This window comes from Thermasporomyces composti (assembly GCF_003386795.1).
Lineage (GTDB): Bacteria > Actinomycetota > Actinomycetes > Propionibacteriales > Actinopolymorphaceae > Thermasporomyces > Thermasporomyces composti.
The window spans coordinates 4,361,961-4,372,514 of record NZ_QTUC01000001.1 but is presented as its reverse complement, the minus strand read 5'-3'; the positions used below and the strand labels follow the sequence as shown (position 1 = coordinate 4,372,514).

Sequence of the window (10,554 nt, the reverse complement as noted above, 5' to 3'; positions counted from 1 at the left end):
GGCGTCTCGCTCGACCCGACCCGTGCCGTCCCAGCCGGGCGTCGTGGTGAGCTCGGGTGCTCGCGCCACGAGTCCGCTCGAGACCAGCGCGGAGTGGACGTCGACACGTGCGAGGTAGACCGGCCGCTGGGGCGCCGCCCGGTCGAGCTCCGCCAGGGTCGGCGGACGCGGATCCGGCCAGCCGGTCTCGTCCCAGCCGAATCCGAGGATCACCGCGGCCGGGTCCTGGCGGGCGCGCGCCGACAGCGCGTCCAGCACCGCCTCCCGGGTGGGCGCGTCGGACAGGTCGAGCCCGGCGAGGCGCAGGCCGGTCTGGGAGAGGTGGACGTGGGCGTCGACGAACGCCGGCGTCACCAGTCGACCGCGAAGGTCGACGACCTCGTCCGCTCCGGTGAGGTAGCCGTCCAGCTCATCCTCGTGGCCGAGCCAGGTGACGGTGTCGCCCTCCACGCACAAGGCGGTGGCGTCCGGCACGTCAGGCGACCGGATGAATCCGCGCCGGTAGACGACTCGCCGTGTCATGCGCTCATCCTGATGCGGAACACCGGGTGGGCGTGGGCGATCTCGCGGAAGCGCGAGAGTGGGTCGCTGGGCGCGAGCCCCAGGTGCGGGCGAGCCCCGGGCGCGATGGCGACGTAACGGCGCAGGACCGTTGCGCGGTCTGGGACCGGGACCACCTCGAGCCGCACGCGGATGTCGCGTCCGCGGCGTCGCAGGACTGCGCCGCCACCGGCGGCCTCCACGTTGCGAACCCATTGCGCGTTCGGGCCCAGCATGGACACCACGAACTCCTCCCCCGCGAGGTCGGCGATCGCGATGGGGACAGCGCTGACCTTGCCGGTGTGACGTCCGCGCACCATCAACACGGCGGCGTGGTCGGGGTACACCCGGCCAGTCGAGTACGCCCACGCGTCCACGCGGTTCCACAACCGCATGAGCGGGCCGGGACGCCCGCCTCGGTACATCGCGCGCTTGATCGCACCCGCGCGGCGCGCCGCGGAGGCGGCGATCCGGCGCAGCAAGCCTGGAGGCCTCACCGCCGACCACCCCACAGCAGCACGACGGCCGACAGTCCGGCAAGGCAGGGCAGGACCTGCAGCCAGCCGACCGCCGGGGCGAGTCCGACGTCGCCGGACGTGTCCTTCACGGTGAGCCCGGCGAGGACGACGCAGACCGCGACCGCCAGGATCACCGTCGCGAGCCACGGCGCCCAGCCCTTGCGGACCCACGTCGCCCAGATGGTGCCGAGCCAGCTCAGCACGCCCAGACCGCCGAGAACCGCCAGAATGGCCAGGTACCAGGTCACGGCGGTCGCGATCTCGCCTTCGTGGTAGCTCGGGTAGCCGGCTCGAACGTGGTCAGCGAGCAAGCCTCGATTGGCGAGCGGGTAGACGGTCACGGCGACCGTCAGGGCGAGCCCGATCCCCATCACCACGAACAGCGTCCACTCGCGTGCCGTGCGCCGCGCGTTCGTCGTCGCTGGCGTCATGTCGATCTCCTGTCTCGTCGGAGGTGTCCTCACGCGCAGGCGCGCGACCCTGGCACGCCCGTCCCGTTCAGACAGTGACTGTCTCGGAGAGAGTCACTCTACGCTCCGAAGGCTGAAAGGAAAAGTCAAACTGATAGTCACTCTCCGTTCTTCTGTAGGATCACCTCATGGCCGGACTACGTGACCAGTGGCGGCGCGCCGCGATGCACGCGATCCAGGAGCGGGCCTTGGACCTGTTCGACGAGCGCGGGTTCACCGCTGTCACGATCGAGGAGATCGCCGCGGCCGCCGGCGTCTCGCCGTCGTCGGTGTATCGCTACTTCGGCACCAAGGAGGGAATCCTGGTCGCCGATGAGTTCGACACCATGGGCTCCGAGGCGCTCCGGGAGTTGGTGAATCCCGCGGATCCGGTCGACAGCCTCCTCCAAGCGGTTCGTCGGTACGAGGCGGTTCCGGACGAGCGCGCGGGGCGCAACGCGAGTCCATGGCGCCGAGTGCGCTACTTCTTCACCGAGCCATCGGTGCGGATGGCCGCCTGCGCTGCGCTCGACCGCGCCGCGCAACGGATCGCACCCCTGCTGGCCACCGAAGGTGGACTGAGCCCGTCCCAGGCCAGGGTCGTGGCCAACGCGCTCGCGTTCGGGTACTTCGGGGCACTGGAGTCGTGGTTCCGCGACGGAGGCGATCGACCGATCGCGGAGTACGTTGAGGAAGGACTGGCTCCGCTGCGGAGAATCTGGGCGAGCGAACCGCGTCGGGTTTCCTGAACTCGGTTCGAAAGCCCACGTGTGGTCGTCGTGGCGTCCCCGACGAGTGATCGCGATGGCGGGCGTCGTGGCAGCAGGCGTCGTGGCAGCAGGCATGGTGCACGTCATCGGCGGAGTCTCGCCTCGAACAAGGCTCGCAGGGCGGGCTCCGCGCGGAGCAGGTCGAACGCGTACTCCGCGTGGCCGGGCACGTAGCCGTTCCCGATCAGCATGGTGACGTCGGCCGCGACCCCTTCGGCGCCGAGAGCGGCCGCGCTGAACGACGTCGCCATCGAGAAGAAGACGACCGTCCCACCGTCGGCCGTGGCGAGGACGGCGCCGCCTTCACAGCCGGGAACGTCGACGCAGACGACGGTGATGTCGGCCGGACCACCAGCTTTGCCCACCGCGTCGGCAACCCCGACCGGGTCGCAGGCGTCGGCAACGACCACCGTGTCAGCGAGGCGGGAGGCTTCCAGGAGGGTCGCCTCCTCCTCGATCGGCACGACGCCGATGACCCGGGCCGCGCCGGCGCGGCGGGCCGCGGCGACGGCGAGCGACCCGGATTTTCCGGCGGCCCCCAGCACGCACACGGTCGGCGAGGCGTAGCGGCCCACGACCCGAGCCGTGAGCGCCGGCGCGCCGCACACGTCGGCGACCGCGAGAGCGAGAGGTGTGGGCAGGTCGTCGGGGAGCTTCGCAGCGATGGATCGGCCAAACAGGATCGCGTACCCCCGGCACGGCACTTGCTCGCCGTCACCGTCCCACGCCTCCAACCCGTCCTCGATGACGAGGGGGGTGAGCGTGAGCGAGACAAGGGTGGCGATGCGGTCGCCGGGCGCCAGGCCGAGCGGTGAGGCTGGTCCCACCTCCTCCACCGTGCCGACGAGCATGCCTCCGGATCCCGTGACCGGATTGTGCATCTTGCCACGAGTGCGGACGATCTCCAGCACCGCGCGGCGGATCGCCTCGCCGTCCCCGTCATGGGCAGTGCGCAGCTGGCGGTAGGACGCGGCGTCCAGGTTGAGCCGGTCGACCCTGACGCGGACCTCGTCCGGCCACAGGTCGGGCCGAGTGTCGAGGCACTCGGCCATTTGCGGAAGCACGCCGCGTGGACTGATGACCCGGTGGAGTCCGAGCGGCGAGCCAGGGAGCGGCGGTGACGCGGCCACGAGACGCCTCCTCGCAGATTCTGCGGGATACAGTCATTCTCACTACAGATTCTTCTGTAGTCTGCGGTTCAGACAGTACGACATCCGTTGATCGGGTGGTATACGCGGAGGTGCTCGTGGCGCTTCAACCCCAGGACCAGCCGTACGAGTACAGGTACCGGCCCTTGGAGGAGCCGGACTGGACCCGACTACCGGGTTGGCGCCATGTGACCAAGGACGAGTGGGAGTCCGTCCAGTGGCAGCGGGCGCACTGCGTGAAGAACATCAAGCAGCTGCGCGAGGTGATGGGAGACCTGCTCGACGACAGCTTCTACGCCGACCTCGAGCGGGACCAGGCCGAGCGCGCGACGATGTCGATGCTGGTGCCCCCGCAGATGCTCAACACGATGGTCCCGGACCGGGTGCCGTCGACCGAGGCGTTCTACGCCGACCCAGTACGCAAGTACATGCTGCCGGTCTTCTCCGACCGCCGCACCGACTGGCCGTCCCACCCCTTGGCCACCCGTGACTCCCTGCACGAGCAGGAGATGTGGGTTGCCGAGGGCCTCACCCACCGTTACCCCACGAAGGTCCTCGCCGAACTGGTGCCGACCTGCCCGCAGTACTGCGGCCACTGCACCCGGATGGACCTCGTGGGCAACTCCACCCCGCAGGTGACCAAGCTCCGGTTCGGTTCGAAGCCGCAGAGCCGCTGGGACGCGATGCTGGACTACCTGCGCTCCCACCCCCAGGTCCGGGACGTGGTGGTCTCCGGTGGCGACGTCGCCAACGTGCCGTGGCCCAGGCTCGAGGCGTTCGTGCGCGCCCTGCTCGACATCGAGAACATCCGCGACATCCGCCTGGCCAGCAAGGCCCTCATGGGCCTCCCCCAGCACTGGTTGCAAGACGACGTTCGGGCTGGGATGGAGCGGCTGGCCAGGATCGCCAATGAGCGCGGAGTGATGATCGCGATCCACACCCACGTCAACACCGCCCAGTCGGTCACGCCCTTGGTGGCCAAGGCGGCCAAGGCGATGCTGGCGACCGGAATCCGGGACGTGCGCAACCAGGGCGTCCTGCTGCGTGGCGTCAACGACTCCGCGCAGCAGCTCCTCGACCTGTGCTTCGCGCTCCTCGACGGCGCGACGATCACGCCGTACTACTTCTACATGTGCGACATGATCCCGTTCAGCGAGCACTGGCGGGTGTCGCTGCGGCAGGCACAGCAGCTCCAGCACGACATCCTGGGGTACCTCCCAGGTTTCGCTACACCGCGCATCGTCTGCGACGTGCCGTACGTGGGCAAGCGCTGGGTGCACCAGGTAGCGCACTATGACACGACGCTGGGCATCAGCTACTGGAAGAAGAACTACCGGACCGGCATCGAACGCCCTGGGGACGACGCACTGGACCGCACCTACGAGTACTACGACCCCATCGACACCTTGCCGCCGGAAGGTCAGGCCTGGTGGCGCGAGCACGCCAGCCGGAACCTAGAGGAAGCCGGCCGCCGTCAGGCGGCGGCGTCGCGTGACGCGTCACGGCGGCAACTCGCCCTCGACGTCCGCTGACGAGCTCGTCACCCCCGTCCGAACAGGCGCGCGATCTGCGGATGCGCGTCCATGTAACCCCGCACCAGGTCACGGGCGACGCTCACCGAGTCGACCAGCGGATGCAGGGCGAACGCTCGGACCGCTGCGTCAACCGACCCTGTCGTGGCCGCCTCGATGGTCTGCCGCTCCACCGCCTTCACCTGCTGCATGAGGCCGAGCTGGTGCGGGTCGGGAGGGGACGTCGCGAGTGGGTGCGCACCGGCGCCGTCGACGAGGGACGGCACCTCGACCACCGCATCGGCGTCGAGGCCGGCGACAGCGCCGCCGTTGCGCACGTTGAGGATCATCGTCGCGCGCTCGTTCCGGGCGATCGCGGCCATGACCGCGAGGGCCACCCGCTCGTATCCTTCGTCGTCTTCCGCGGCCTCGGCTGCCTCCGCGTCGACGACCTCGTCGAGTCGCTTGCCCTTGGCCTCCGCCATGTACAACGCGCGCCGTTCGGTCATCGTGCGGCGCCACAGGTCCAGGGCGCGATCAGGTTCGCGTTCCACGGCCGCGTAGAAGTCGTCCTGCTGACGCAGGAGGAACTCACCGCGGGTGGACGGCTGCTCTCGAATCGCGCGTACCGCCTCTCGGCTGAAGTAGTAGTAGTACAAGTACTCGTTCGGGATCGCGCCCAGAGTCCTCAGCCACGACGGCCCGAAGATCACACCCTCCTCCAGCTGAGCCAGGGTGTGCTCGTCGGCCAGCAGGTCGGGTAGGTGGTCCTGTCCGTCCTGGACGAGTCGACGCAGCCACCCCAGGTGGTTGAGACCCACGTAGTCCGCGTGGGTGCGCGCGGGGTGCAGGCCGAGCGCTGCGGTGGCTCGCCGGACGAGTCCGCCGGGCGTGTCGCAGATGCCGAGGACCCGGTCGCCGAGGATCGGTTGAAGCGCCTCGGTGATCATCCCCGCGGGGTTGGTGAAGTTGATGAAGAAGGCGCGCGGCGCGACCGCCCGGACCCGTTCCGCGATCGCGCGCATGACCGGGATGGTGCGCAGACCGTAGGCGATGCCGCCGGGACCGGTCGTCTCCTGCCCGAGCACACCGAGGTCGAGCGCCACCCGCTCGTCGTGGACACGTCCGCGGAGGCCCCCGACCCGGATCGCCGAGAACACGAAGTCAGCTCCCTCGAGGGCTCGGTCGAGATCGGTGGTCGCGTCGACGCGCGGCGGCGTCGCATCGCCTGTCCCACCTGCGGCCTCGCGCGCGAGCTGGACCAACACCGCCTCCACGACGGCGAGCCGGGTTGGCGAGATGTCGTAGAGGGACACCTCGTCCACCCGCAGTGAGCCCTGGTCGCGGATTAGTGCCTGGTAGACGAGCGGGACCCGGAATCCGCCGCCGCCGAGTATCGCCAGCTTCACGTCGTGACCACCTCTCACGCAAAGGGTTGCGACTCACCGAGTCTGGAGCGAGGTCCTGGCGCGGATCCCGCCACGTGGGGTGCCAGAGCCGGCCGTCCCTCGTCCACTGTTCGAAGGCCACCTCACCGCCTCACCGACCGGAACGGGCGTCGCCCACGGGGCATCCCACGCGTCCGTGAGTGGCAGCGGCTCGTCGGAGGGAGAGTCTCGCCGTTCCAGCGACGTGAGCCGCCCGTGGGGTCGTGACCAGCGCGTCGTGGTTGCACCCGGACCCTACCCCCGTCCGACCTACCACGGGCGGCCACCGTCGTCGACGCCGCACCACAGGGATCCGACGAGGGATCCGAAGGTCATGGCCCGACTCCCGGCGCCCACTCGCCACCCACCGATCGCCACTGTCTGGGTGCGGATGGACAGGGGAAGCGTCCCAGGCGTGGCCACCGTGGGGGCGACGGTGGGCACCTGCGGAGGACTCGTCATCGTCGTTGGAAGACCCAGATCGCTGTGGTCACGCCGAGCAGCCGCAACCGCAGCCGGTCGCGTCGTCGTAGCTCGGCCGGGACCACGTCCTGTGGAATGTCCGGTACCAGGAGCACAACCCGCCCGCCAGGGCGAGTGACCCGCGCCATCTCCCCCAGCACCTGGCGAAGCCACGTGCGGGTGTCACGAGGCACGGTGTACTGGCGGCCGAAGGGCAGGTTGGACACGCACGCGTCGACCGACGCGTCGGGAAGATCGAGCGAACGAGCGTCTCCTCGCAACACCCGCGCGCCAGAGGCGTTGTGACGGCTTGTCGCCACAGCGGCGGGGTCGATGTCGCGTCCCTCGACCGTCCAACCCGTGGCGCACGCCTCAACGAGGATGGTGCCTGATCCACAGCACGGATCGAGCAGGACCCGTTGGGCGCGACGGTCGACTGGCTCACCCAGCGCCACCATGGCGGCGGCCACGGTCGGCCGCAGGGCACCGGGGCGCTCCACCGCTCGGCCGCCATGCTGTCGAGTGCGCGCGGTCGTGAGCCGGACACCGGCGACGAAACGACCACGGGTGTACTCCAGGACCCACACCTCGAGAGCCGCCGGGTCGGCGATCCGCCACCTCGGCCTCAGCTTGGAGACCACCTGCTCGGCCGCGTGCCGCAGCTGCGTGCGCCGCCAGGTCCGCTCCTGCAAGACCCGGGTGACCACTCGGTAGGTCAGCGGTGCGGTGCGAGCACGTTGCCGACCAGCACCGGCCCGCCACAGCTCAAGTCCTGCGGTCAGCTGCGCTGGCCTCACCACACGTCGGGCGATCCACGTCGGCCGGTCCCCTTCCGACCGCAGGGTCCGCCCGACTTCGACGAAGGCGTCCTCGATCGTGCGCAGGCGCAGCAGGTCGGCCTCCCGCCCCGGCGTCACCTCGCAGAGGATGACGTCCGACCGCCCGTCGTTGCCGACGTCACTCACCCGGACGCCAGGGAGGTTGGCGAGCTCCCGCCGCACCTGGGGTGCCAGGCCTGGGATCGCGTGCACGAACATCTTGGTGGCTGCTCGCGCCGACGCCTGCCTCCCGGGCCGGGCTTGCCGTGGAGTCGCCGTGCCGGGACGCGCCTCAGATCGCGGGCGCACGTTGCTCGTACGGCGTGGACAAGACGACGATCGTCCGTGTCGAGACATTGGCTTTGGCGCGGATCCGCGCGAGCAGCTCCTCCAGTGCGCTCGGGCTGGCGACACGAACCTTGAGGATGTAGTTCTCGTCGCCCGCGACTGAGTGGCAGGCCTCGATCTCGGGGATGTCGACCAGCAGCTCCGGTGAGTCGTCGGGCTGGCTCGGGTCGATCGGCTTGATGGAAACAAAGGCCGTCAACGGCAGACCCAGTGCCTCGTAGTCGAGGACCGCCGTGTAGCCCTTGATGATGCCGCGCTGCTCCAGGCGACGGACCCGCTGGTGGACGGCGGACGTCGACAGACCCGTCTCCTTGCCCAGGTCCGTGTAGGACATCCGGCCATTACGGGCGAGCAGCCGGACGATCTGGCGGTCGATCTGCTCCACGCCGGTCACCGTACCGCGCCGAGGCCGGACCGGTCAGCCACCGACGACTCGCAGCCCGCGCGGACGGTGGTTGAGCGACTCACCGCCGTCCTCGGTCACCACCACGATGTCCTCGATCCGGGCGCCGTGGCGGCCTTCGAGGTAGATGCCGGGCTCGACAGAGAACGTCATGCCAGGCTCGAGCCGGAGCGTGTTGCCCGCGACGATGTAGGGGTGTTCGTGGCTTTCGAGGCCAATTCCGTGACCGGTGCGGTGGATGAACGCGGGGCCGTATCCGGCCGCGGTGATGACATCCCGAGCGGCGGCGTCCACCGACTCGGCCGTCACGCCGGGCCGCACCTGGGCGCGCGCGGCCTGTTGGGCCCGCTCGAGCACCTGGTAGTAGCGCAGCAGCTCCTCCGGTGGCTCGCCTCCCGCGACGTAGGTGCGGGTCTCGTCGGAGCAGTAGCCGGCCGCGGTGGTGCCCCCGATGTCCACGACGACGGGGTCGCCCGGCTCGATCACCCGGTCGGAGAGCTCGTGGTGGGGAGACGCCGAGTTGGGACCGGAGCCGACGATCACGAAGTCGACCTGGACGTGCCCCTCGGCCAGGATCGCGTCGTAGATGTCCCGGCCGACCTCCCGCTCCGTGCGACCGGGCCGTAGCCATTCCTCGATCCGGGCGTGCACCCGGTCGATCGCCGCGGCCGCCTCCCGCAGGGCCGCGACCTCCGCCGGCGACTTGCGCATGCGAAGCTCGCGCAGCACGTCACCGGCCAGTCGCTGCTCGACGCCGGGCAGGGCGGCGCGCAACGCCAGCACCTTCTCCGCCCACATGCGGTTGTCGACTCCCACGGCGCGGACGTCGCCCGGCAGCAGCTTGGCCACCAGCGCGTACGGGTCGTCGGTCTCCTGCCAGGACACCAGCTCCACGTCGAGCGCCTCCACGCCGGCGGCCTCGGCGGCTGGCTTCTCCAGCGCGGGCACGACGAGGGTCGGTTCGCCCGAGGCGGGCACGATCAGGCACGTGAGGCGTTCGAGCGGCTTGGCGTCGTAGCCGGTGAGGTACCGCAGGTCTGGTCCGGGCGAGATCAGCAGCGCGTCGAGTCCGGACGACGCCGCGCCCGAGCGGGCGCGATCGAGGCGGGCACGCAGGTCGGTGGTCGGTACGGCGGATGTCACGCGGATCACTGTAGGGGGTGCGCTTCGACTCCGTCGTCCGGCCACGCTGTGGACCAGGCGATGTCCCCCGCCTGTGCCACGATGGCGAGGTGCCCAAGCTACTGCTCCTCGACACGGCGTCGCTCTACTTTCGTGCGTTCTATGGCGTCCCCGAGTCGCTTCGCGCGCCCGATGGGACACCGGTCAACGCCGTGCGCGGACTGCTCGACTTCCTCACTCGCCTGGTCGGCGACCACAAGCCGACCCACCTGGTCGCGTGCTGGGACGACGACTGGCGCCCGGCGTGGCGGGTGCGGCTGGTGCCCAGCTACAAGGCACACCGGGTGGCCTTGCGAATGCCGGAGGGACCGGACCTCGAGGAGGTACCGCCCGCCCTGGAGGTCCAGGTCCCGCTGATCCGGCAGGCGCTCGACGCGCTCGGCATCGCGGTCGTCGGCGCGCCCGGCTACGAGGCCGACGACGTGATCGGCACGTTGGCGGCCCGCGCCCACATGCCGGTCGACGTCGTGACCGGCGATCGAGACCTGTTCCAGGTCGTCGACGACGAACGCGGCGTCCGCGTCCTCTACACCGCGCGGGGCGTGGGGAACCTGCAGGTCGTCGACGAGGAGTGGGTGCAGCGCAAGTACGGGGTCCCCGCCCGCCACTACGCCGACTTCGCCCTGTTGCGCGGGGATCCCTCCGACGGCCTGCCAGGGGTCCCCGGCGTTGGCGAGAAGACGGCCGCGTCCCTGGTGGGACGCTACGGCGACATCGATGCCATCATCGCCGCGGCTGGTGATGACGCCAGTGGAATGGCACCCAGCCTGCGCGCCAAGATCCAACAAGCCGCGGACTATCTCGCAGCCGCCCGCGACGTGGTGCGAGTCGCGACCGACGTGGACCTTCCCGACATCGACCAGGCGCTCCCCCGTGAGCCGGCTGACCTGGAGAGGTGGCAACGTCTCGTTGACCAGTGGCGTCTGGGCGGGTCGGCCACCCGACTGGTGAGCACGCTCGCTGCCGTGTGAGTCAGGG

At 70.2% G+C, this 10,554-nt stretch carries 11 protein-coding genes; 3 read left to right on the top strand and 8 right to left on the bottom strand.

The window, feature by feature from the left end:
* From DFJ64_RS19135 to DFJ64_RS19125, 3 genes are all read right to left on the bottom strand, one after another.
* Nucleotides 1-522, bottom strand: a 522-nt coding sequence (locus DFJ64_RS19135; RefSeq protein WP_147304764.1) for an amidohydrolase family protein, incomplete at its 3' end; no start/stop codon positions are given.
* Nucleotides 519-1,037 carry a hypothetical protein gene (locus tag DFJ64_RS19130; RefSeq protein ID WP_211310678.1) on the bottom strand — a complete coding sequence of 173 codons (519 nt, stop codon included), beginning with the start codon at nt 1,035-1,037 and terminating at the stop codon, nt 519-521. The genes DFJ64_RS19130 and DFJ64_RS19135, both read right to left, overlap by 4 nt.
* Complete coding sequence (locus DFJ64_RS19125; RefSeq protein WP_211310677.1) at nt 1,034-1,489, bottom strand: hypothetical protein; 456 nt, start codon at nt 1,487-1,489, stop codon at nt 1,034-1,036. The genes DFJ64_RS19130 and DFJ64_RS19125 overlap by 4 nt, the downstream gene beginning before the upstream one ends.
* 167 nt (nt 1,490-1,656) lie before the next feature.
* Here DFJ64_RS19125 and DFJ64_RS19120 point away from each other — a divergent pair, with 167 nt between their 5' ends.
* Entirely contained in the window at nt 1,657-2,256 is a 600-nt protein-coding gene (locus tag DFJ64_RS19120) for a TetR/AcrR family transcriptional regulator (RefSeq protein WP_115851681.1), read from the top strand.
* Nucleotides 2,257-2,360: 104 nt separating this feature from the next.
* On the opposite strand, the gene kdd is transcribed toward DFJ64_RS19120, so the two are convergent.
* A complete protein-coding gene (kdd, locus tag DFJ64_RS19115; RefSeq protein WP_211310676.1) occupies nt 2,361-3,407 on the bottom strand; it encodes an L-erythro-3,5-diaminohexanoate dehydrogenase in 1,047 nt (348 codons plus the stop codon).
* Nucleotides 3,408-3,502: 95 nt separating this feature from the next.
* Here kdd and DFJ64_RS19110 point away from each other — a divergent pair, with 95 nt between their 5' ends.
* Nucleotides 3,503-4,957 (top strand): KamA family radical SAM protein, encoded by a 1,455-nt coding sequence (locus DFJ64_RS19110; protein ID WP_211310675.1) that lies wholly within the window; start codon nt 3,503-3,505, stop codon nt 4,955-4,957.
* Between the two features lie 8 nt (nt 4,958-4,965).
* Here DFJ64_RS19110 and DFJ64_RS19105 read toward each other — a convergent pair whose 3' ends face one another.
* From DFJ64_RS19105 to DFJ64_RS19085, 4 genes are all read right to left on the bottom strand, one after another.
* Nucleotides 4,966-6,345, bottom strand: a complete 1,380-nt coding sequence (locus DFJ64_RS19105) for a 6-phospho-beta-glucosidase (protein WP_115851680.1) — start codon at nt 6,343-6,345, stop codon at nt 4,966-4,968.
* A gap of 476 nt (nt 6,346-6,821) precedes the next feature.
* A complete protein-coding gene (locus DFJ64_RS19095) occupies nt 6,822-7,862 on the bottom strand; it encodes a TRM11 family SAM-dependent methyltransferase (RefSeq protein ID WP_170152674.1) in 1,041 nt (346 codons plus the stop codon).
* A gap of 73 nt (nt 7,863-7,935) precedes the next feature.
* A complete protein-coding gene (locus tag DFJ64_RS19090) occupies nt 7,936-8,376 on the bottom strand; it encodes an Lrp/AsnC family transcriptional regulator (protein WP_115852250.1) in 441 nt (146 codons plus the stop codon).
* A gap of 33 nt (nt 8,377-8,409) precedes the next feature.
* A complete protein-coding gene (locus DFJ64_RS19085; RefSeq protein ID WP_115852249.1) occupies nt 8,410-9,537 on the bottom strand; it encodes a M24 family metallopeptidase in 1,128 nt (375 codons plus the stop codon).
* Nucleotides 9,538-9,626: 89 nt separating this feature from the next.
* On the opposite strand from DFJ64_RS19085, the gene DFJ64_RS19080 reads away from it, so the two are divergent.
* Nucleotides 9,627-10,547, top strand: coding sequence for a 5'-3' exonuclease (locus tag DFJ64_RS19080; RefSeq protein WP_245941250.1), 921 nt, complete (start codon nt 9,627-9,629; stop codon nt 10,545-10,547).
* Nucleotides 10,548-10,554: the final 7 nt, after the last annotated feature.

Coding starts and splice junctions, on each gene's coding strand:
- DFJ64_RS19095 (WP_170152674.1), bottom strand. CDS start 7,862: ATGTTCGTGCACGCGATCCCAGGCCTGGCACCCCAGGTGCGGCGGGAG.
- DFJ64_RS19125 (WP_211310677.1), bottom strand. CDS start 1,489: ATGACGCCAGCGACGACGAACGCGCGGCGCACGGCACGCGAGTGGACG.
- DFJ64_RS19120 (WP_115851681.1), top strand. CDS start 1,657: ATGGCCGGACTACGTGACCAGTGGCGGCGCGCCGCGATGCACGCGATC.